This window comes from Jatrophihabitans sp., assembly GCF_036389215.1.
Classification (GTDB): domain Bacteria; phylum Actinomycetota; class Actinomycetes; order Mycobacteriales; family Jatrophihabitantaceae; genus Jatrophihabitans_A.
Genome location: NZ_DASVQG010000144.1, coordinates 50,470 through 71,694, shown reverse-complemented (window position 1 = coordinate 71,694; position 21,225 = coordinate 50,470). Strand labels below are relative to the sequence as shown.

The 21,225-nt window shown below is 69.9% G+C and carries 23 protein-coding genes and 1 other RNA gene; 15 read left to right on the top strand and 9 right to left on the bottom strand.

Annotated features, from left to right (window positions below):
* On the top strand, positions 1–1,007 hold a 1,007-nt coding region (locus VF542_RS07280), incomplete at its 5' end, for a xanthine dehydrogenase family protein molybdopterin-binding subunit (RefSeq protein WP_408651031.1).
* 37 nt (positions 1,008–1,044) lie between these two features.
* On the opposite strand, the gene VF542_RS07275 is transcribed toward VF542_RS07280, so the two are convergent.
* The 5 genes from VF542_RS07275 to ffs all read right to left on the bottom strand — a co-directional run bounded on the left by VF542_RS07275 (position 1,045) and on the right by ffs (position 3,453).
* The gene (locus tag VF542_RS07275) at positions 1,045–1,302 is read right to left on the bottom strand and encodes a Txe/YoeB family addiction module toxin (protein ID WP_408651030.1); all 258 of its coding nucleotides are present in this window, start codon (positions 1,300–1,302) and stop codon (positions 1,045–1,047) included.
* Entirely contained in the window at positions 1,299–1,544 is a 246-nt protein-coding gene (locus VF542_RS07270) for a type II toxin-antitoxin system Phd/YefM family antitoxin (protein WP_408651029.1), read from the bottom strand. The genes VF542_RS07275 and VF542_RS07270 overlap by 4 nt, the downstream gene beginning before the upstream one ends.
* A gap of 78 nt (positions 1,545–1,622) precedes the next feature.
* Positions 1,623–2,390, bottom strand: coding sequence for a 3-oxoacyl-ACP reductase (locus VF542_RS07265; RefSeq protein ID WP_408651028.1), 768 nt, complete (start codon positions 2,388–2,390; stop codon positions 1,623–1,625).
* 37 nt (positions 2,391–2,427) lie between these two features.
* Positions 2,428–3,150, bottom strand: coding sequence for a FadR/GntR family transcriptional regulator (locus VF542_RS07260; RefSeq protein WP_408651027.1), 723 nt, complete (start codon positions 3,148–3,150; stop codon positions 2,428–2,430).
* Between the two features lie 206 nt (positions 3,151–3,356).
* An RNA gene (gene ffs, locus VF542_RS07255) (signal recognition particle sRNA small type) lies at positions 3,357–3,453 on the bottom strand.
* A 173-nt stretch (positions 3,454–3,626) separates the two neighbouring features.
* On the opposite strand from ffs, the gene VF542_RS07250 reads away from it, so the two are divergent.
* From VF542_RS07250 to VF542_RS07190, 13 genes are all read left to right on the top strand, one after another.
* Positions 3,627–4,187, top strand: a complete 561-nt coding sequence (locus VF542_RS07250; RefSeq protein WP_408651026.1) for a hypothetical protein — start codon at positions 3,627–3,629, stop codon at positions 4,185–4,187.
* A gap of 116 nt (positions 4,188–4,303) precedes the next feature.
* Positions 4,304–4,825: a MauE/DoxX family redox-associated membrane protein gene (locus VF542_RS07245; protein WP_408651025.1), complete on the top strand. Its 522-nt coding sequence runs from the start codon at positions 4,304–4,306 to the stop codon at positions 4,823–4,825.
* Positions 4,822–5,571: a hypothetical protein gene (locus VF542_RS07240; RefSeq protein ID WP_408651024.1), complete on the top strand. Its 750-nt coding sequence runs from the start codon at positions 4,822–4,824 to the stop codon at positions 5,569–5,571. Before VF542_RS07245 ends, VF542_RS07240 begins: the two co-directional genes overlap by 4 nt.
* Positions 5,568–6,110, top strand: a complete 543-nt coding sequence (locus VF542_RS07235; protein WP_408651023.1) for a hypothetical protein — start codon at positions 5,568–5,570, stop codon at positions 6,108–6,110. Before VF542_RS07240 ends, VF542_RS07235 begins: the two co-directional genes overlap by 4 nt.
* Positions 6,100–8,394, top strand: coding sequence for a twin-arginine translocation signal domain-containing protein (locus VF542_RS07230; RefSeq protein WP_408651022.1), 2,295 nt, complete (start codon positions 6,100–6,102; stop codon positions 8,392–8,394). Before VF542_RS07235 ends, VF542_RS07230 begins: the two co-directional genes overlap by 11 nt.
* The gene (locus VF542_RS07225) at positions 8,391–9,200 is read left to right on the top strand and encodes a hypothetical protein (RefSeq protein ID WP_408651021.1); all 810 of its coding nucleotides are present in this window, start codon (positions 8,391–8,393) and stop codon (positions 9,198–9,200) included. The genes VF542_RS07230 and VF542_RS07225 overlap by 4 nt, the downstream gene beginning before the upstream one ends.
* Before the next feature lie 108 nt (positions 9,201–9,308).
* The gene (locus tag VF542_RS07220) at positions 9,309–11,039 is read left to right on the top strand and encodes a hypothetical protein (RefSeq protein ID WP_408651020.1); all 1,731 of its coding nucleotides are present in this window, start codon (positions 9,309–9,311) and stop codon (positions 11,037–11,039) included.
* Positions 11,040–11,160: 121 nt separating this feature from the next.
* Positions 11,161–12,408, top strand: a complete 1,248-nt coding sequence (locus tag VF542_RS07215; RefSeq protein ID WP_408651019.1) for an MFS transporter — start codon at positions 11,161–11,163, stop codon at positions 12,406–12,408.
* A gap of 127 nt (positions 12,409–12,535) precedes the next feature.
* Positions 12,536–13,687, top strand: a complete 1,152-nt coding sequence (locus VF542_RS07210; RefSeq protein ID WP_408651018.1) for a hypothetical protein — start codon at positions 12,536–12,538, stop codon at positions 13,685–13,687.
* A gap of 58 nt (positions 13,688–13,745) precedes the next feature.
* Positions 13,746–14,282 carry an AAA family ATPase gene (locus VF542_RS07205; protein ID WP_408651017.1) on the top strand — a complete coding sequence of 179 codons (537 nt, stop codon included), beginning with the start codon at positions 13,746–13,748 and terminating at the stop codon, positions 14,280–14,282.
* A complete protein-coding gene (locus VF542_RS07200) occupies positions 14,273–14,797 on the top strand; it encodes a dCTP deaminase (protein ID WP_408651016.1) in 525 nt (174 codons plus the stop codon). Before VF542_RS07205 ends, VF542_RS07200 begins: the two co-directional genes overlap by 10 nt.
* The gene (locus VF542_RS07195) at positions 14,794–15,312 is read left to right on the top strand and encodes a dCTP deaminase (RefSeq protein WP_408651015.1); all 519 of its coding nucleotides are present in this window, start codon (positions 14,794–14,796) and stop codon (positions 15,310–15,312) included. The genes VF542_RS07200 and VF542_RS07195 overlap by 4 nt, the downstream gene beginning before the upstream one ends.
* Positions 15,309–17,219, top strand: a complete 1,911-nt coding sequence (locus tag VF542_RS07190) for a PEP/pyruvate-binding domain-containing protein (protein WP_408651014.1) — start codon at positions 15,309–15,311, stop codon at positions 17,217–17,219. Before VF542_RS07195 ends, VF542_RS07190 begins: the two co-directional genes overlap by 4 nt.
* 68 nt (positions 17,220–17,287) lie before the next feature.
* Here VF542_RS07190 and VF542_RS07185 read toward each other — a convergent pair whose 3' ends face one another.
* Genes VF542_RS07185 through VF542_RS07170 form a run of 4 tightly spaced genes read right to left on the bottom strand, consistent with a single transcriptional unit; the run spans position 17,288 to position 20,500 of the window.
* A complete protein-coding gene (locus tag VF542_RS07185) occupies positions 17,288–18,118 on the bottom strand; it encodes a phosphatase PAP2 family protein (protein ID WP_408651013.1) in 831 nt (276 codons plus the stop codon).
* Entirely contained in the window at positions 18,115–18,993 is an 879-nt protein-coding gene (locus VF542_RS07180; protein WP_408651012.1) for a diacylglycerol/lipid kinase family protein, read from the bottom strand. Before VF542_RS07180 ends, VF542_RS07185 begins: the two co-directional genes overlap by 4 nt.
* Entirely contained in the window at positions 18,990–19,709 is a 720-nt protein-coding gene (locus VF542_RS07175; RefSeq protein WP_408651011.1) for a phosphatase PAP2 family protein, read from the bottom strand. The genes VF542_RS07180 and VF542_RS07175 overlap by 4 nt, the downstream gene beginning before the upstream one ends.
* Positions 19,706–20,500 (bottom strand): DUF1206 domain-containing protein, encoded by a 795-nt coding sequence (locus VF542_RS07170; protein ID WP_408651010.1) that lies wholly within the window; start codon positions 20,498–20,500, stop codon positions 19,706–19,708. Before VF542_RS07170 ends, VF542_RS07175 begins: the two co-directional genes overlap by 4 nt.
* A 106-nt stretch (positions 20,501–20,606) precedes the next feature.
* Between VF542_RS07170 and VF542_RS07165 the strand changes: the two genes are divergently transcribed.
* Positions 20,607–21,191: a hypothetical protein gene (locus VF542_RS07165; RefSeq protein WP_408651009.1), complete on the top strand. Its 585-nt coding sequence runs from the start codon at positions 20,607–20,609 to the stop codon at positions 21,189–21,191.
* The last annotated feature ends 34 nt before the right edge of the window (positions 21,192–21,225 follow it).

The window sequence follows — 21,225 nt, the reverse complement described above, 5'->3', positions numbered from 1 at the left end:
AGCTGGTGGACTCGGCCGCGCCGGTCGCCGAGCTGCTGCGCAGGGTGCGTGACGCCGCGTTGCCGCCCGAGCCGGTGGCCGGGCCGCGCGACGTGCGGGAGCTGCCCGGTGGGGTGTCCAACACCACCCACGGCGAAGGCGTGGTGCGTGGCGTCGGCTACGCCGTCGGCATCAAGAACGTCGGTTTCTCCGAGGGATTCGACGACTACTCGACCGCGCGGGTGCGGCTGGAGCTGCTCGGCGACTCCCCCGTCGCCTCGGTGCACACGGCCGCCGCCGAGGTCGGCCAGGGCCTGGTGACGCTGCTGCAGCAGATCGTGCGTACTGAGCTGGGCGTGTCCCAGGTGACCGTGCTGCCGGCCGACACCAGCATCGGTTCGGCCGGCTCCACCTCGGCGTCGCGGCAGTCCTACGTCACCGGCGGCGCCGTGCGGGCAGCCTGCCAGGCGGTGCTGGCCAGGCTCGCCGAGCGCGGCGGCCGGCTCGGCGACGAGCCGATCGAGGAGACCGTGGAGTGGCGGCACCGGCCGACGACAGCGATCGATCCGGTGACCGGCCAGGGCAACGCGCACGTGCAGTTCGCCTTCGCCGCGCACCGGGCGGTGGTCGACGTCGACACCGAGCTCGGCCTGGTCAAGGTGGTGCAGCTGAGCGCGGCGCAGGACGTCGGCAAGGCGATGAACCCGCAGGCCGTGCTCGGCCAGATCCACGGCGGCACGGCGCAGGGCCTGGGGCTGGCGCTGATGGAGGAGATCCAGGTACACCAGGGAAAGCTGCGCAACCCGTCGTTCACCGACTACCTGCTGCCGACCATCCTCGACATGCCGCCGATGCAGGTGGACGTGCTGGAGCTGGCCGATCCACATGCGCCGTACGGCCTGCGCGGGGTCGGCGAGCCGCCGACGATCTCCTCGACGCCGGCCATCGTGGCAGCTATCCGGGCCGCGACGGGGCTTGCGTTGAAACGGATTCCCGTACGTCCGGAGCACCTCACCGGTAGTCTGTGAGCAGCAGGCGGTCAGACACACCAGCGGTGCTCACCGGTTAGGAGTAGTGGTAACGCGCCTGCAACACCACGACGTCTTCCCCATCGACGAGGTAGACCAAGCGGTGCTCGTCGCTGATCCGGCGCGACCAGCTGCCGGCCAGCGCGTGACGCAGTTGCTCGGGTTTCCCGATACCCGCGAAGGGGTCGCGAAGCACGTCCTCGATCAGTCGATTGATCCGCTTGAGAGTGTTGCGATCAGCTGTTTGCCAGTACGTGTAGTCCTCCCAGCCGTGAGAGGTGAATACCAGTCTCACCGGATGAGCGCGTGCTCCTGCCGATCTCCACCGCGTGCCTGCAGCAGGCTTTCGAGCAAACGGCGCGCGTTGGCGGGTGAGCGAAGCAGATGAGCTGTCTCCTCCAGGGCGTCGTAGTCAGCCTTCGACATCAGCACCGCGTCACCACGCCGGGAGGTGATCTCGACCGGCGTCCGATCGTCGTTCACCTGCTCGATCAGTGGAAACAGGTTCTTACGAGCTTCGCTCGCCGTTATCGCCATGTCGTGCGCCCTTCAGAGTGGTACCAAATACTGTACCACCTTCATGTCGCGTGGGGGTCACGAGAACTCGTATACCGGCTACACCGGGGTGACGTACGCGCCGGAGATCCCGCCGTCCACCAGAAATTGGGACGCGGTAATGAAGCTCGATTCATCCGAGGCCAGGAACAGCACCGCGTTGGCGATCTCCTGCGGTTCGGCGAACCGGCCCATCGGAATCCGCTCCAGCCGGCGCTCAGCAGTCTGCGGGTCGGAGTCGACCAGTTCCTGTGAGAGCGGGGTGCTGACCGGGCCGTGGCAGAGCGCGTTGACCCGGATGCCATCGCGGGCGAACTGCACGCCGAGTTCGCGTGACATCGACAGCACCCCGCCTGCGGCGGCGGCGTAGGAGATCTGCGAGGTGGCGGAGCCCATCACGGCGACGATGGAAGCGGCATTGATGATCGAGCCGTGCTTGTGCTCCAGCATGTAACGCAACGCCGCCCTGCAGCACAGGTAGACCGACGTCAGGCTCGCCTCGTGCACGTCCCGCCAGGTGTCGAGGCCGGTGGTCAGGATGGACTCGTCCTCCAGCGAGGAAACCTCGACGTTGTTGAAGGCGATGTCGACGCTGCCGTGAGTGTCGAAGGCCGTCCTGAACAGCGCCTCCACCTGATCGGTGTCGGTCACGTCCACCGCGACGAAGGTGACACCGAGCTCCTCGGCGATCGCGGCGCCGGCCTCGGCGTTGGCGTCACCGACCACCACCTTGGCGCCCTCGTCCAGGAACTTCTTGGCAGTCGCGAGGCCGATACCGTTGCAACCGCCGGTGATGACCGCGACCCTGCCCTGTAACCGTGTTCCCATCACTGCCCTTCGGTCCTGCCCCTCTCTGACCCGGTGATCATTCCAGCAGGGTTCTCAGCAGCGCCGCGGTCGCGTCACAGTTCTGCTCCATCTCGGCCCTGGCGGCCAGCGGGTCACCGGCCAGGATCGCGGCGATCACGGCCCGATGCGACTGGTGGGACTGCTCGATGGTGCCGGGCAGTGTCGCCAGCAGGCTGAGCAACCCGTCCAGGCTGGATTGGGCCCGGGTGACTGCCTCGATCAGCATCGGCGAACCGCTCAGGGCCGCCACCGCCAGGTGCAGCCGGGCGTCGGCGACCCGGTACGCCGGGCCCGGTCCGGCCACCCGCACCGCAGCCTCGGAATCGGCCAGCCAGTCCCGCTGCTCGGCCGTCAGCTCGCTGCTCGCGGCCAGGTACGCGGCGCCCGGCTCGACAACCCGGCGATAGTTCAGCGCATCGGCGAGCTGCGGGCTCCGGCGGCGCAGCTCGGCCTGATCCATCGGCTGCGCCGCGCTGCCGGCGTAGACCACGGTGGTGCCCCCGCCTCGGCCTCGACGGGTCTGCACCATCTCGGCCTCGCGCAGCGCGGCGATCGCCTCACGCAGGTTCACCCGGCTGACACCGAGCTTCACCGCAAGCTCGCGCTCGGGCGGCAGCTGGTCGCCGCAGGCGAACACCCCCAGCCGGATGGCCGCACCCAGCCGCTCCACGGTCGAGGCAAAGGCATGGGTGTCACTCAGCGGCCGCAGGACCGCGTCGGGCAACCGGTGGGTGGTCATCCGCGCCTCCACGATCGATCCCGGGGGAGCCTCGCGTCCTGCAACGTCCTGCAACGTCCTGCAACGTCCTCGCGTCATCGCCCAGTGGTTCAGCACTGCCGCGATGCCGTCGCTCGATCCTCGCCGCCACGGTGAGCGGAGTCAATGGTTGACAGTCAAACCTTTACCTGAGCGGCACCCGAGAACGCTCAGCGGGGCAGAGGAAGACGAAGGACCCCCCGCGTACCCGCCAGAGCCTGCTTATCCTTGCTGCCTTCCGGCCCTGGGGAGGTTCACAGGATGAGCGCCACGCGAGGGGTCTGGCGCAAGTGTAGTAGGCCGCGCGCCTCGATTGGCCCACCGGCCCCGACCGCTATAGCTTTGCCGAGCGGTGCCGACCGGCCGGCCGCGCCGCTACGTACCACAACCCTCCAGCGACAGCCCACCACGACGCCCGCCACGACAGCCCACCACGACAGCGCAAGGAGCTTGCCCGGATGGTGCTTGACCGGCGCTCGGCACTGGCCGGCGTACTGCTCCTCCTCGCGGTGGCCGGCTGCGACGGTTCACACAGCAGCACCGCGCACCAGCTGACCACCTCGCCACCAGCGACGGTGCGGTCCTCGCCCGCCAGCACCCGAGCCGCCAGCACCCAACCGGCGAGCACGCTGCCCGCCAGCACCACCCCGAGCCCCAGCGCACCGGCCGCTACCAGCCTGGCGGTGCTGCACCCGCCGCCGAGCACGGTCACCGTCCCGGCCCACCTGTGCAGCGGCATGGACGCCGCGCAGAACGCGGCAGATGCCTACCTGGGCGCGCTGAGCGCCGGCAACGCAGCCGAGGCGATCGCCTGCGTGCTGCCGAATGCGGTGCCTGAGTCGCTGACCCGCAGCCTGCTGGCAACGACCGGCAGCACCGCGGTCTACCTGCCGCGCGACGGCGTCGACGGGCCCACGGTCTTCGGGTACCAGGGCAACGGAAAGCTCATCGACGTCACCGTCAGCAAGCAGCCGGACGGCCGGTTCCGCGTGACACGGGTCGTCGTCCGAGGCGGCTGATCAGCCATCCGTCACTGCCAGTCACCGGCTCAACGGTTGCATGACCGGCGTAGCCGTGTTGTGCTTGTTACTTCTCGTCCGGTTGGTTCTCTGCGGGAGCGGTGTTGATTTCTCTGGTGAGCGCAGCCGCCCTGCTGCTGGCAGCGGCTGGTCTGGCGAAGATCCGGCAACCCGCACCGATCCGTTCAGCCCTTTCCGCGGCGGGCATTCCCGGTGCCGACCGGCTCGGCGCCAAGGCGGCGAACCGGCTTTCCGGTGCCGTGGAACTAGCCGTCGCGGCCCTGGCGCTGCTGGCCGGGGGCCGCGTCGCGGCCGCTTCCATCGCGCTCGCCTATCTGGTCCTCGCGGCGCTGTCGGCCCGCATGATGAGCATCGAGTCAGGGCAGGACTGCGCCTGCTTCGCAAAGCCGGTGGCGGTCAGCCACTGGCACACCGCGGTCAACCTGAGCTGCATGCTGGCGGGCGTGGTCGCCCTGATCGCCCCTGCCGGCACGCTGATCAGCCGGTTCGGCCAGGCTCCGGTGACCGCATCGGCGCTGCTGCTGGCCGCCGCCGTGCTGGCTTACCTGGCCTACCTCGTGATGACGGCACTTCCCGAACTTCTCACAGCCGCGGCACAGTTGGAGGTCGCCCGATGACCGCGTTGGTGATTGCCGAGACCGTGATCCTGGCCGTGCTGTGCGTGCTGGTCGCCGGGTTGCTGCGCGGGTATGCCGCCGTGCTGCGCCGGCTGCACCAGCTCGACGGCGGCGCCTCGGCCGGCCCGCCACCGTTTCGTACCGTGGCGGCCATCCCCGAGCCCGCCGCCGGGCAGCGGATCGAGGGCCGGGACGAGTGGGCCGAATCGCACGACATCGAGGGAACCTCGCTGCGCGGTGAGATCGTCTCGGTACGCACCGTCGGCGTCGAGCACGACACCATCGTGGCGTTCCTGTCCTCGACGTGCGAGGGTTGCGCCGGCTTCTGGCACGAGCTCGGCGAGCCCGGGTCCTGGACCACGCCGCAGGGCAGCCGGTTACTGGTGGTCACCAAGGGCCCTGAGGAGGAGAGCCCGTCGGTGCTCTCGCAGCTGTGCCCGGACGGCGTGGACCTGGTGATGTCCAGCCAGGCGTGGGCCGACTTCGACGTGCCGGGCTCCCCCTACGTGGTGGTCGCCGACGGCCGCACCGGACGGGTCAAGGGCGAGGGCTCGGGGCTGTCCTTCAGCCAGGTCAGCGGCCTGATCCGGGTGTCCGTCGAGGACAGCCGGCACCCGGCGCTGGCGCACAAGCCCGACGCCGACCGCAGGCGCGAGCGGGACGTCGACCGGATCCTGCTGAGCGCCGGCATCGGCCCGCAGGACCCGAGCCTGTACGCCACGGCCGAGCAGGACGAGCGACCATGAAGCCGCTCACCGAGAACCGGCTCACCGGCCACGGCCTTGCCGTCGCGCTCCCGGCGCGCTGGGAGGGGCGGCTGTACCGGCGCACGGTGGGTGAGCCAGGCGCGGTGGGTGAGCCCGGCGCGGCGCTGCGGGCCCCGTCCACCCGCTCCACCGCCACCGGCTGGCCCGGCGAGCTGAGCCATCCCGTCCTGCATCTGGCCAACTTCGCGCTGCCTGCCTCGCGTGGCGACTACGGCACCGGCGCGGTCGAGCGGATGGGACCTGACAACATCTTCGTCGCGCTGCTCGAGTTCGGGCCGGACTGCCTGGGCACGGCGCTGTACTCCCCGCGCGGCGTGCCGCGGGTGCGGCCGGGTCAGTTCAATCCGAACGGCATGCAGCGCCGGGTCGCCGGCCAGGCCGGCTTCCAGCACTTCTTCACCGAGGCGAACCGGCCGTTCTGCCTGTACGTGGTGATCGGCTCGCACCGGCAGGCGGTCCGGCTGGCCGAACGGGCCAACGAGGTTCTGGAACGGATCGAGGTGCAGCATGCCGGTTAGCCTGGCCGAGCGGATCGTCAACCGGGTTGCCGAGCGGACCGAGCGGCTGCTGGCCAGCCGCCGCGGGTTCCTGGGCGGCGCGGCCCTGGTCGGTGCCGCGCTGGCGGTCGACCCATGGGGTTACCTGACCCGGCCGGCCAGCGCCTATGACTCGGTCTGCGGTGCCGACAACACCTGCGGCGCCGGCTACTCGGTGTTCTGCTGCACCATCAACGGTGGTTCCAACAGCTGCCCGCCCGACTCCTTCATCGGTGGCTGGTGGAAGGCGGACAACTCCTCCTTCTGCCGCGGCAGCGCCCGCTACTACATCGACTGCAACGCCTATCGCGACGGCAGGTACGGCTGCCGCTGCAACCAGAGCACCTGTGACCAGCGCCTGGTCGCCTGCAACCAGTTCCGCTACGGCCAGTGCAACACCCAGATCCCGTGGTCATCCACCGGCCCGGTGCTGTGCCGGGTGGTCTCCTGCACGCCGCCGTGGGTGCAGTTCGGCGGCACCTGCTCCAGTTCCAGCGCCACCGACAACAACACCGCCAGCCATTCCGCGCCGTGCATCGTCAACCGGGCCCCGGTCGGCTACGTCGACCAGATCGCCAGCACCGCCAACACGGTGCACATCAAGGGCTGGACCTATGACCCGGACGCGCCGGGCACCTCGCTCACCGTCCACATCTATCAGGACGGCAAGTTCCTGCGGGCGTACGCCGCCAACAAGCCCCGGCCGGACGTCAACAGCGCCCGGCACGTCACCGGCCAGCACGGTTACGACATCAGCTTCACCGCGACCAACGGCTACCACTACTACAGCGTGTGGGCGATCAACATCGGCCCGGCCGGCACCAACCCCCGCCTCGGCGGCCGCGGCATCACGGTCAATCCCGGGGTGGCACCGACCGGCTACCTGGATTCCGCCGTCGCTGTCGGCAACAGCGTGGTGCTGACCGGGTGGGCCTTCGACAAGGACGTGCCCAGCACCTCGATCGGCATCGCGGTGTTCCAGGACGGCATCCGCCTTCCGGACACCAAGACGACCGTGAACCGCGCGGACGTCAACGCAGCGTTCAAGATCACCGGAATCCACGGCTTCAAGATCACCGTCCCGACCACGCCGGGCACCCACACCTACCGGGTCTGGGCGCTCAACGCCGGCGGCGGCACCAGCAACGCCTTCCTGGCCCAGCGCACCGTGATGGTGCCCGCTCCCCCGGGAGTGGCGCCGACCGGCTACCTCGACTCCGCGGTCGCGATCGGCACCAGCGTGGTGCTGACCGGGTGGGCCTTCGACAAGGACGTGCCCACCGTCTCGATCGGCATCGCGGTGTTCCAGGACGGCATCCGCCTTCCGGACACCAGGACGACCGTGAACCGCGAGGACGTCAACGCCGCCTTCAAGATCACCGGAATCCACGGTTTCAAGATCACCATTCCGACCACGCCGGGCAGCCACATCTACCGGGTCTGGGCGCTCGACGCCGGCGGCGGCATCAGCAACGCCTTCCTGGCCCAGCGCACCGTGGTGGTGCCGGCTTCCAAGCCGGCGGTGGCTCCGGCGGGCATCGCTCCGGCCGCTGCCGTTGCCGTTGCCGCTGCCGTTGCCGTTGCCCCGGCCCGGCTGTCCGGCCGGCTGGACTCGGTCACCGCCGCCGGCACCGGCGTGCGGCTGGTCGGCTGGGTTGCCGACACCGATCCGGCCGGCGCCGCTCCCGCCGTGGCGGTGTTCGAGGACGAGCACACCCTGCACTGGTACCCGGCCCGGTCCGATCCGGCCGCCTTCGACCGTGCCGCCGGCCTGCGGGCCTTCGACTTCACGATCCCGGCCGGCACCGGGGTCCACACCTACACCGCCTATGCCCTCGGCCAGGACGCCTTCAGCCAGGACGAGGGCGACGACGGCAAGAGCGCCGAGGGCATCCCGCCGATCGGCCGGCACACCGTCCGGGTGAACCAGTCGGGCCCGCTCGGCCTGGTGGAGTCGGTGCGCCGGATGGGCGACACCGTCCGGATCACCGGCTGGGCTTACGACCCGGACCGGCCCGCCAGCCGGCTGGCACTGACCGTCTTCCGCGACGGCGCCGCGCTGTCGCGGCACCAGACCGGGCTCGATCATCCAGAGCTCACCGGCGCTGCCGGAGCCGGTTTCGACATCACCCTGGCCGACCTGCCCGGCACCCACACCTACACGGTGTACGCCGCCCGTCCCGACTCCGCCGCCGCGCCGGCCATGCTGGGCGGCCGGACGGTGTCCGAGGACGAGGACGCCGACTGGACGGTGGTGCCGGTATGACCGGCGCGCTGGCAGCGGGCGCGCTGCTGATCGCGGCGGTGTCCGGAGCGCGCGGCACCTGGTCCCCGTGCGGGCTGTCGATGATCTCGGCCATCAACCCGCTCTCCGAGCGCTCGCGCGGCAACCGGTACTGGCTCACCACGCTCTGGTTCGTGCTGGGCTCGGTGCTCGGCGGGGTGGCGCTCGGGTCCGCAAGCGGCCTGCTCGCACTAGTCCTGCGGCCGCTGGCCGATCACCGGGTGGCCGCCTTGTGGATCGCCGTGCTGGCCTGCCTGGTCGCACTCGCGGCGGACCGGCGGCTGGCCGGATTCCAGCTGCCGCTGCATCCCCGCCAGGTCAACGAGCTCTGGCTGACCCGCTATCGCCGCTGGCTGTACGCGGCCGGCTTCGGCGCGCAGATCGGCATCGGCTTCGCCACCTACATCATGACCGCGGCGACCTACCTGGTGGTGGCGCTGGCCGCGCTGACCGGATCACCGGCGCTGGCGCTGGCCTGCGGAACGGTGTTCGGCCTGGTGCGCGGACTGGCCGTGCTGCTCAGCGCCCGGTGCCGGTCCGGACCGGCGCTGCGGCAGTTGCACCTGCGGATGAGCAAGCTCGAACCGGTCTCGCTGCGCGCCGTCATGCTCATCGAGGGGTTGCTCGCCGGCGGGCTGGCCTATGCGGCGGCGGGGCTCAGCTCAGGCACCGGCGTGTTGCTGCTGGCAACCCTGATCCTGCTGGTCGGCGAGCGCGGCTGGCGACCCAAGCCAGGGTGGGCCGGTACCCGACCGCACGCGGACAGCAGCACCGGCACCACAGGCTGAGCCCCACGGCACCACAGGGAAAGGCACCACAGCACCACGGCACCACGGCACCACGGCGAAAGGCACCGCCGGACAACACCGTCCGGCCGGACAGGAGATGGGCAGCAGATGCGCGTAAAGGCGGTGCTGGCCGGAGCCAGCGGACTGGCTCTGGTGATCGGCTTGATCAGTGCGGTGACGGTGCCCGCGCCGGCTGCGGCCTCGGTCGGCAGCCAGGCGACCAATGCTGTCAACTATGCCCGGCAGCACGGCTACCGATCGGCGGTGGCGGTGATCGACACCCAGACCGGGACATTCAGCGGGGCAGGTGACTACAACAGCTACTACGCCTCCGAGTCGGTGATGAAGGTGTTCATCGCGACCCGGTTGCTGATGACCGGGCAGATGACCGGCTGGAACCAGACCACCGCGTACAAGATGATCACCCAGTCCGACGACGCCTCCGCCAGCGCCCTCTACGGCCGGACCGGTGGTGACGGCCTGATCACCTGGATCAAGCAGGCGCTCGACATTCCCAACCTGGGCGCGCCCCCGCTGCGGTCGGGCTGGTGGGGCGGCACCCGGATCACGGCTGCCGGCATGGCCACCTTCTACAACAAGGTCCGGCACCGCCCGGCGATCTGGAACTGGCTGGGCAACGCCATGCACCACGCGACCCGCTACGGTTCCGACGGCACCTACCAGTTCTTCGGCATTCCCAGCGCCACCACCGGCGCGGCCGTCAAGCAGGGCTGGGGCGGCGACAACCCGTCCTGGCAGCCTGCCTACAACTCCACCGGCCTGGTCAACGGCGACCGGTACGCGGTGGTGATCCTCACCCAGGGCGGCAGCTACGGCTCTATCCCCGGCATCGTGACCGGCGAGGCGAAGCTGCTGATGCCGGGCGGCCGGATCGCCCACGACGACCCGCTGGGCAGGGTGGACGTCTGGCGGCTGTACGGGCGCTACCTGAAGATCAGCGGCTGGGCCTTCGACCCGAACGCCACCACCAGCGGCGTGCGGATCTGGTTCCACGTCAACGGCACCCCGGTCAGCTACGTCCAGACGACCGTGCCGCGCCCGGACGTCAACGCCTATTACAAGATCACCGGTAACCACGGCTACACCACGTCGCTCAAGCTCAACAACGGCGCCAACACCGTCTGCGCCTACGCGATGAACCTGGGCGCCGGCCACTACACCCAGATCGGCTGCCGGAGCGTGCCGCTGCCCGGTGTTCCGGTGGGCTACGTCGACCAGGTCGTGCAGAAGGGCAGTGTCGTCACCCTCACCGGCTGGTCGTTCGACTACGACGCCCCGGACGCCCCGCTGACGGTGGTGGCCCGGGTGAACGGCGCGCTGGCGGGCACGGTGGGCTCCACCATCCTGCGCCGCGACATCAACAACCTCTTCCACGGCACCGGCCTGCACGGCTTCACGGTCACCGTCCGGGTGCCGGCCGGCAGCAGCACGGTCTGCGTCTATGCCCTCAACAAGGGCCCGGGCTCCACCGGCCGGGCAGGGTGCCGGGTGGTACAGCTGAGGACGTCCCCGTTCGGCCGGATCGATTCGGTGACCGTCCAGGGCACCCAGGCCGTGGTCACCGGCTGGGCCTTCGATTTCAGCAACGCCGCCCAGGCGATCGGCGTGAGCGTCACCCGCAACGGCAAGCAGGTTGCCTCGAGCCAGACCTCGCTGGTCCGCGCCGACGTCAACCGGGCCTGGTCGGTCACCGGCGCCCACGGGTTCAGCTACACCGTTGCGCTGGCCGCCGGGACGAACCAGCTGTGCGCGTACGGGCTGAACATCGGCGTGGGGGCCAACTCAGCGCTGGGCTGCCAGACGGTGACGAGCGGCTGAGGAGCCACCGAACCAGCCACAAGCACTCGCCGACATAAGGCGATTTGATCTAAGATGTCCCCTCGGTGCACGCCGTCCCGGTCGAGCGCCAGCCATGCCGCGCGCACCGAGGAGCTGGCCGTTGAGGGTTGCCCGGGCGCTTCGCAGCGTCCTGCCGCCAACGCCGCAGGAACGCGCCTACGCCCTCATCACCACCGTCGACTCGGCCGGAACGGGCTGCTTCCTCACCGTCAGCGTGGTGCTGTTCGTGCGCGTGATCGGGGTGTCACCGACGCAGATCGGAGCGGCGCTGGGCTTCGGTGGCGTGGTGAGCCTGCTGACCCGGGTGCCACTGGGCCGGCTGTCGGACCGGCTGGGGCACCGCCGCACGCTGATCTGGGTCCATCTGATCCGGGGCGCGGCCTTCCCGGCCTACCTGCTGATCCACGGGTTTGCCGCCTTCCTGGTGCTGAGCGTGTTCCTCCTGGTCATGGACGGCTGGGAGAGCCCGGTTCGAAAGGTCGTCCTGTACGCCTTCGCGGCGGTGGACGACCGGGTGCGGATCGCGGCCTACAACCGATCGGTCTACAACCTCTCCTTCGCCGTCGGGTCCCTGCTTGCCGCAGCGGCCCTTGTCGGCCAGCAGAGCCGGCTCAGCCTGTACCTGGTCGTCGCCGGCAACGGGGTGTCCTTCGTGCTGGCGGCCGCCCTGGCGACCCGGTTACCGCCTGATCCGGTACGGGCGGCGGCGCAGGGTCCGGCACCGCCGCCGGGCGCCAGGTTCGCGGTCATCGGGCTGCTGTGCGGAACCCTCTTCCTGTGCACCAGCCTGCTCACCATCGGGCTGCCGCTGCTGATCCTGGGCAACTACCACAGCCACCAGTGGCTCATCGGGCTGGCGATGTCGGTGAACACGATCGTGGCGATCGCCTTCCAGGTTCGGCTCAGTCGTGGCTCCTCCGACATCGCCGGGGCATCGCGGGCCGGCCTGCGCGGCGGTGCGGTACTGGGCCTGGCCTGCCTGCTCTTCTTCGCCAGCGCCACCACCACCAGCCTGGCAGGAGTACTTCTCCTGCTGGTGGCGGTGGTAGCGCTGTCGGTCGGCGAGCTGTACGCCTCGGCGGCAACCTGGGGCCTGTCGATGAGCTTGCGCCGGCACGACCTCACCGCCCACAACCAGTCCGTCTGGTCGGCCTACGTCTCGTTCCCGCTCCTGATCGGGCCGTTCCTGGTCACCGGGTCGCTGCACCTCTTCGGCGACTACGGATGGCTGGTTCTGGGTGCGGTCATGGTGGTCGCCGCGTCGCTGCTGAGGCCGGTGTCGGCGACCGTGCACAGCCGGGTCCTCAGCCGGACAGTCGTCGAGGGGCACGAGCTGCCCGCGGCCTGAGGCCTGGAAGAGGGCTAGGAAAAAGTCCATCTTTCACATAGGTTGTGATATTTTCTGGCAACTTTCTGCCGTACGACCTCGGGTCCGAGTGATGTGGACTTTCGGGTCCGAGTGATTGAAGGACAGCGTGCTCGACGAGTTGAGCCCAGCCGCGTGGCTGGTGGTGGGATCCCACGATCTGCGATCCTCCGTCCGGCGTCCCCCCGAATGGCAGGTGACACTGCTGGAGTGCCCGGCCGCGGCGCTCGCTCCCCCCACCGACGGCGCCCAGAGCTACACGCTGGATCTTCGCGGATGGCCTGATGCGCGGGCCCTCGTGCTGGATTCCGGCGGGACCGTCACCGACCGGTCGGCCGTCTCGCCGCAGGCCGTCCTCGATCACGACCGCAACGTGCCGATCGGGCTGCTCCGGCCGGAACTGCCCTCGCTGTCGCGGATGCAGCTGTACCCGCAGGTCGACCTCTACCGCGGCCACGCGAAGTTCCTGCGCCTTCCCGGTGAGCATTCGCCGCGCGCCTCCGCCGTGCCGGATCTGCTGGCCGGAATCGACGAGCACTTCCTCAAGATCGCGAATCACCTGTGTTTCAGGGTGAAGCTGAAGCCGGACGTGGAACTGGAACACAAGTTCACCCTCACCGGGCATCCGGACGTCTTCGCCCTGTCCCGCGACACGCTCCGGCTCGCCCGATCCGGCGGGCTGGCCGGCTTCGTCGTCGAGTTCCGGGAGGAGGAGATCCAGGCCTGGGACTTCCTGAACGATGTCTATGCCATCGAGGAACCGGCTGAGGAGGTGGGTTACGTCTCCTTCATCCCGACCACCGACGGCCGCTATACGGTGAAGCGCAAGATCTACACAGAGGACACCGACGAGCGCGTCGAACTGCGCAAGCGCAATGTCGAGGTCGCAGACTACGAGGCCTACCTCCGCGACGTCCTGGGCCTCACGCCCGCGTGGAACGCAAGTTTCCGGCGCGTTCGCTACGACGTGTACGTAGAGGCCATCGAGAGCGGCAACGTCATTGCCATCACCTACGACCGCAGCATCGTCATTGACCGGTCGGGCCGCCGGATCCCGGCCGCCGCCGAACTGACGCAGTGCGAGATGGAGTACGCCTACTCCCTGGCACTGACGGGCGCCACCTTCGACAGTGTCCGGCAGGACCTCGACCGGCTGCGGGTGCTGATGAGTACCTACTTCGACGAGCGTGGGATCGAGAACTACCAGCGACACGAGTCGAAGTTGACGTTCCTGCGAGATCAATATGCAAGCCTGCGCTGACGACCCCGCGCCTGCCGGGCGGCTCGGGTCGCCGCCGCGCCGGTCCCGGATCTGCCTGGTGGGCGAAACCGGCAGCGGCAAGTCCACGACGGCGGCCGTGCTGACCGAATCACTTGCCGCTGCTGGCCATCGGTCCCAGGTGATCGGGCTCGCGGCCCTGCTGCACGACCTGCAGAACCGGCTGTACCACGAGATCGCCGAGCCGAAACCGAGCGACCAGCAGGACCAGCAACTGATGCTGGATCTGGCCAGGCACATCAGGCGGATCCGGCCGACCGCGCTGGTCGAGCGCTTCGAACAGTCACTGGCCGCGGTTCCCGCCGGCACGGTGGTCATCAATGCCGACCTGCGTGACCACGTCGTCGACGCGCCCCGGCTGCGCGAGTTGGGCTTCTACTTCATACGTGTTCGATGCGATCGCTCGGTGCGCCATCAGCGGCTGCGCGCGCGCAACGACCTGAGCATCGTCGACGACGAGCAGGTCTTCCAGCTGGACAACATCGGCTGGGACGTCGAGTTCGACAACAATCGCGACGGGATCGAGCACGTGCGCGAGTTCTGCGCCGAGTTGCTGACCGGTGTCCTATGTTGCTGACCGGTGCCGAGATCACGCGGCAGCGCCGCAACGGCGTCATCGCCATCGAGCCCTTCACGGCCGACCAGGTCGAGCAGAACAGTTACGGCTTCCGGCTGGGGCACCGGCTGCTCAGCTGTGACGACGAGGTCTACGACGCCCACCGGCCGCTGGAACGGATAGCACCGGTCGAGATTCCCGCCGAGGGCGTGCTGCTGTATCCCAACCGGCTGTATCTCGGGGAGACGCTGGAGATCATCGGCAGCACCCGCTACGCGTGCGAGCTGTACGGCAACCTGTCGATCGCGGCGCTGGGCGTCTGGATCCAGGTGAGCGCGCCGCTGGGTCACACCGGTGCGATCGTCCGATGGACGCTGGAGATCCGGGTGTCCCAGCCGATCCGGCTGCACCGCGGGATGCGCATCGGCAAGGTCGCGTTCTGGAGCGTCAACGGTGACGTGGTGCAGTACAACGGCCGGTATGCCAACTCGGTCGCGGTCACCGAGAGCCGGCTCTGCACCGAGGTCGCATCGTGATCCTGTCCGGGCTGCAGATCGCCCGCGAGCGAGAGGCCGGCCGCATCATCATCGATCCGTTCGACGAGAGCGCGGTGAACCCCAACAGCTACAACTTCACGCTGTCGGACCACCTGATCGTGTACTCCGACGAGCTGCTGGACGCCAGCCGCGAGAACCTCACCGAGGAGATCCGGATCCCGCCCGAGGGCTTGCAGCTGAAGGCGAACAGGCTGTACCTGGCCGCGACTCGGGAGGTGATGGGAAGCGAGCACTACGTTCCCACGTTCGCGGCGCGCTCGTCGGTGGCACGGCTCGGCCTGTTCATCAACCTGTCGGCGCCGCTGGGTGACATCGGCTTCATCGGGCAATGGACGCTGCAGCTCTACGCGACGCACGACGTGATCGTGTACGAGGGCATGAAGATCGGCCAGATGATGTGGTGGACCACGGTCGGGGAGATCGCGCTGTACGACGGCAAGTACCAGCACGCCAACGGCCCCAGGGCGTCCATGCTGTTCCGGAACTTCCGGTGACTGCCCTCACCGAACTGGCTGAAGCTCGGATGGCCGGCAGCTACGGCAACAAGGCCGCCGGCCTGGCCCGCGAGTACGGGCACGTCGCGGTGCCACCCGGTTTCGTCATACCCGGCAGCTGGATCTGCCAGGGCATGCAGCCCGGACTTCGGTCAGAGCTCGACGGGCTGCTCGCCGAACTGACCAGCCAGCCCCGGAACGCGCTGGAGGCGCTGCTGACAAGGCTCGAGGCGGTGCTGGACCGGGTGCGGTTCAGCGCCGGCCAGGTGCGGCAACTGCATGCCCTGGCACACCGGCTGAGGCTGGGCCCGGTTCTCGTCGTGCGCAGCAGTTCGGCGGACGAGGACGGCTCATCGCTGAGCTTCGCCGGGGTCTTCGACAGCGTGGTCGACGTCGACGAGCCCGATCTGGTGCGGGCCGTAGAGCAGGTCTGGCGATCAGGGTTCAGCCGCCAGGCGCTGGCGCAGTACCGAAGGATCGGCCGGCCGCCGGCCACGGACCACATGAGCGTGCTGGTGCAGCGGGCGATCGCCCCGCAGGTCGCGGGCGTCGCCTTCAGCGAGCCGTCCGGGGACTGCTACCTCGAATGGACCCCCGGGCACGCGAGCGGGCTGGTCGCCGGCCTGGCGGTGCCGACCGGTGAGCGCCTCAGCCGGTCCTCGGCCGCCGACGGCTGGCGGCAGCAGCTGCGGACGGCGCTGGCGGCGCTGTCCGAAGGCGGCGGTGGGCACGACGTCGAGTGGGCCTGGGACGGCCGGCTGCTGTGGATAGTGCAGGTGCGGCCCCGTACCGCGGGCCTGACCGGGCAGCCGGCCCCCGACGGCGTGCGGATCACCCCGCTCTACGAAGGCGACCTGCACGACCTGGTCCTGGGCGAGTGCGCCGGTGAGTACACCAGGATTCGCGCCAAGCGCCGGCTCGCGCGGGCGATCGCGATCTCACAGGGCGCCCGGGTGCCCGGCGGCTGGCTGGCCAACTGGGACCGGACGGGGCCTGTCGAGCCGCTGACCGCCTGGAGCAAGCAGCTACCCGGCCGCCTGGTCATCGACTCCAGCCCGACGGAGCGCCAGTACATCATCGGCAGTGCCGAGCTGGCCGACACGGTCCGGCGGCTGGCCGACGCCGCGCCCGGAGAGGGTGACTTCGCGTTCCTGTGCCGCGAGTACATCAGGGGCGAGACGGCGCTGCTGTCGACCGTGGCCACCGACGGCTCGGTGTACGTCGAGGCGTCCGAGGAGGGCTTGCTGGCCCTCAACCGCGGTTTCGGCAGCGCGCACCCGATCACCGGCGAGGCGTTGAACGCGCTGCTGGGGCCGGAGCAGGCCAGGGCGCTGGAGGGCACGACGCGCGAGCATGCCCGGCGGATCCACCCGCGAGCCACCCTGGAGTGGGTGGTTGAGGACGGCAGCCTGCTCTTCGTCGACTACTCCGCACCGGTCACCGGGCCCGCCGCGCCGAAGGGTGGACACGGCGTGACCGGCGCGCGGGTGCTCAGCGCCGGCGTGGCCAGCGGGCGGGTGCAGGTGCTGAGCATCGACGACATCCTCACCGAGTCGAGCATCGCGCCGATCATCAGCATCGCCCAGCCGGTCTCGGCCGAGAACGAGGCGCTGCTGTTGAGCCACCTGCGCCAGCGGCTCAGCCTGGACGGCACCGGGGTGATCATCGCGGTGTCCCGGCCGATCGCCGTGCTGTCGATGCTGCTCGGAGTGGTGGACGGCTTCCTGTTCGAAGAAGGCGCGCTGCTGAGCCACCTCGGCATCCTGTTACGCGAAGCCGGCGTGCCGGCCGCGATCGTCGGCACCGGCAACCTGCCACCGGAGGGCAGCTTCGTCGAGATCGTGCACGGCACCGTGCTGGCCGTCACCGACGATGCTCACCCGGCTCATTCGCCGGCGGGTGGCTGAGCCCACTGAGCCCGGACCGGCAGGGCCGAGGCAGGGCGACGAGAGGGCGTAGCGAGGAGGGCGAAGGCTCAGGGCGCGAGCTGCTCGCGATGTTCTGGTTCCAGTCCCTCGTCCAGGTCGGCGACCGGCTTGCCTTCCTCGCGCCGCCAGGTGCGGAACGCGCTGATCATGCCGATCAGCCATACGGTCCCGATCAGGTACGCCCCGATCACGTCGGACAGGTAGTGCACGCCGAGCGAGATCCGGGAGAAGCCGATCAGCAGCACCAGCACTGCCGCCCCGGCGATGGCCGCAGGCCGCCAGCGCCGGCTAATGATCGGCAGGAAGACTGCCACTAGCACGCCGTAACCCACGATCGCGGCCTGGGCGTGCCCGCTGGGAAAGGACTTGCCGGCCGCGACCGCGACCGGGTCGCTCAGGTGCGGCCGGGCCCGGTTGACCGCCAGCTTCACCACGTTGTTGAGCAACGAGCTGCCCACCACGGTCACCACGACGAAGATCGCCAGCCGCCGCAGCCGGCGCCGGAGCAGCCAGCCGGCGACCAGGGCCATCACCAGGAACCAGACCACCGTCTTGCCCGAGTTGCTGAGCCCTCGCATCGCCGAGGTGAACCCGGGATGGCGGAGCGCGTAGCGGTGCAGGTCACTGGCGGTGGCGCGGTCCAGCCGCAGCAGCACCTCCGATGACGAGGTGACCAGCAGCAGCACCGTCAGGAACAGCACGGCCGCGGCGAAGGCGACCAGGAAGACCACCACCGCCCGGCCGGCGAACCGGCGACGGCCGGCGTTCTCCCGCTCGTCGGTCGGCGCCGTCTCGTCGGTCGGCGCGGCCTTTCCCGGGGGCACGGCCTCGCCGGCCTTTCCTCGGCCGTCGGCCGCGTTCTCCTCCCGAGCCGTCACGGCCGCAAGCATCGCACGGTGAGTGCCGCGGCCAGGACCTCGACCCGTAGCTCGGTAGCCTCACCGCGAAAGTCACCGTCGAATTCCACCGGGACGGCGACGGCGGAGGAGATCCGGACCCGCTTGCCGCGCCGGATGTCGGCCTGCGGCCCGGCGTCCGGACGGCGGCGCAGGATCCGCCAGACCAGCACCGGCCAGTCCTTCGCCCTGCGCGGAGCGAGTACCAGGACATCGAGTTCGCCGTCATCGGGGCTTGCCTCGGGCATCAGCGTGATGCCTGCCTCGAGCTGGCCGACATTGCCGACCAGCACGCCGATCGCCTCGGTGCTCACCGGCAGCTCGTCGTCGATGGTGATGGTGAACCGGGCATGCGGGCTGCGCCGCAGCGCCCGGGCCAGGCCGCCCACGTAGGCGAACCAGCCGAGCCGCTCCTTGAGATCGTCATCGGTGTCGCGGATCAGGGCGGCGTCGAAACCCAGTCCGGCCATCACCACGAACCGCTGCTCCGCTGCCTCCAGCACGTCGATCACCCACTCGGCGGTGCCGAAGGCGACGTCGAGTGCCTCCGGCAGCTCCAGCGGTATGCCGAGGTTGCGGGCCAGCAGGTTGCCGGTACCCACCGGCACGATTGCCATCGCCACCCCGGTGCCGGCCAGCGTCCCGGCGCAGGCCGCGACCGTGCCGTCCCCGCCGCAGACCAGCACCAGCCGGGCGCCCGCCTCGACCGCGGCGCTCGCCTGGCCGGCGCCGGTATCGGCTTCGGTGGTCTCGTACCAGGCGGGTTCGGTGCCGCCGCAGTGCTCGGTGATGGCCGCCTTCAACGCCGGCAGGTCCTCGATCTTGGCGGGGTTGAGCACCGCGGCGACGCCGCTCACGAGGCTGGCCGCCGCCCCAGGATCACGGTGCTGGTGACGGCGAGCCAGCAGCAGGCCAGCAGCGCTCCGGCGATCACGTCCGTGGGGTAGTGCATGCCCCGATACATCCGCGACACCGCTACCAGTACCGGCACCAGCACCGCCAGCACGGTGGCTATCGTCCGCAGCCACGCGGCGGCTCCCACCCGCCAGGCGATCACCGCCAGCCCGCCGTACAGCGCTACCGAGGCGGCCGTGTGCCCGGACGGGAAGCTCGACGTAGGCGGGGCGCTGTCCAGGTGCTTCACCGGTGGCCGGGCCCGGTCGACCAGCAGCGTGGTGCTGACGAAGATCGTCACCTCGCCGATCAGGGACACCGCCAGGAACAGCGGCTCACGCCAGCGCTTGAGCGCCAGCCGCAGCAGCACGAAGGCCACCAGCCCGGCCGCGATGACGGTGATCGTCTCGGCGAGGAAGGTGGCCAGGTGGGTGATCTCGGTCCATGGTTCCCGGCGATGGGCGGCCAGGTTCCGGTCCACCGAGGCGTCCCAACGGACCAGGGCGCTGTCCTTCCACTGGTGGCCGAGCAGGTGCCCGATGAGCACCAGCACCAGCCAGATCAGCACGGCCGCGGCGAGCAGCCAGAGCGCCGAGGCCAGCCAGCCAGGATGCTGCCGCCCCCGGTCCGGCTGCCGCTGCGACGGCTGCCGGTCCGGTTGCTGCTGCAGTCGGCTCATTCGGTACGCCGCCAGGCGGCCTCGGCGTAGGCGTACAGGCCGAAGGCGATCAGGCCGATCGCGCAGACGCCGACCAGCAGCCGGCCGGTGTCGGACTCGGCGACGGTGCGGCGCAGCGCCCCGTCCAGGCCTCGGGCCTTCTTCGGGTCGTAGTCGAGAGCAGCCTGGATCAGGAAGTACCCGACCAGGCTGAACACCACGCCCCGCGCCGTGATGCCGAAGGTGCCGAGGAACCAGACGATCCGCCGGCTGGCCGTCGGCATGTCCGACAAGGCGAAGTGGTCCTTGAACTTTCGGGCGACGCCCTCGTAGATGAGTCCCAGGCCGACGCCGATCACCACGAGGCCGGCGATACCGACCAGCCACCGGCCTGCGGAGTGTTGCATCACCTTGGTGGTCAGCAGCTGCTGCTGGCTGGCTTGGCTCTTGCTGCGAGCGTGCGCCAGCAGGTTGAAGGCGCTGAAGGCCAAGCCGGCATAGATCACGCCCCGGATCAGCGACTGCAGCCGCGGACCGACGTCGCGGGCCTTGTCGCCCTTGCCGACCACCCCGAAGGCCACCTCGGAGAAGCGCCAGAGCGCATAGCCGACGAACCCGATCGCGATCACCCACAGCAGCAGGAAGCCACCGTTGTGCCGGGCGACCTCCTGCATCGCGCCCCGCTGATCCGCTTCCGGGGCACGCTCGCCCAGCACCAGCAGCAGGGTGAAGAAGCCCAGAAGCAGGTAGATGGTGCCCCGGGCCGCGAAGCCCAACTTGGCCAGACCCTTGAACCCGTCGCTACGGGCCACTCGTCGCGCACTCGTGCCTGCTGTCATTCTGCCCCCAGGAGTTCGGCGAAGAGTACTACGGTTCACTCCACCGCAGGCCCCCGTTCTTGCCAGGAGTCTCACCTCGATGACATCACCGGAGGAAAGTTCGGTACCGGGCGTACCGGGGCGCTCCGGTGACCCGGCGCCTCTGCAGGCTGTCGAGCGGGTGGCCGATCGGCTGGACGAGCTGGTTCCGGTCAGCGACGAGGTCGGCAACCGGGTGCTGCCCGACAACGCCCGGCTGGTCCGGTGGGCCGCTCCGGTGTTCCTCGGCTGTGCGGTGGTCCTGGTGCCCTGGATCGTGATCGCCGCGGTCACGCTGCCGTCCCACCAGCTGTCGCAGAACTACGACGTGGCCTGGGCGGGCTATGACGTGGGGTTGCTGATCGGGCTGGTGTGGACGGCGGTCAGCGCGCTGCGCCGATCGCGCCGGCTGACCATCGCCGCGGCGGCCACCGGGGCGCTGCTGGTCGCCGATGCCTGGTTCGACGTGCTCACCTCGCCCGGTGGCTGGGATCTGGCCGAAGCGGTCGCGATGTCGGTGCTCGCCGAGCTGCCGCTGGCCACGCTGTGCTTCTGGCTGGCATTCCACAGCCAGGACGTCGCCGAGCGGCGGCTGATCCTGCTGTCCGGTGAGCGGCGGGGGCGGTTTCGCGGCCGGCGGCGCTGACGGCGACCCACTCGGCACGACGACCTGAGCCAAC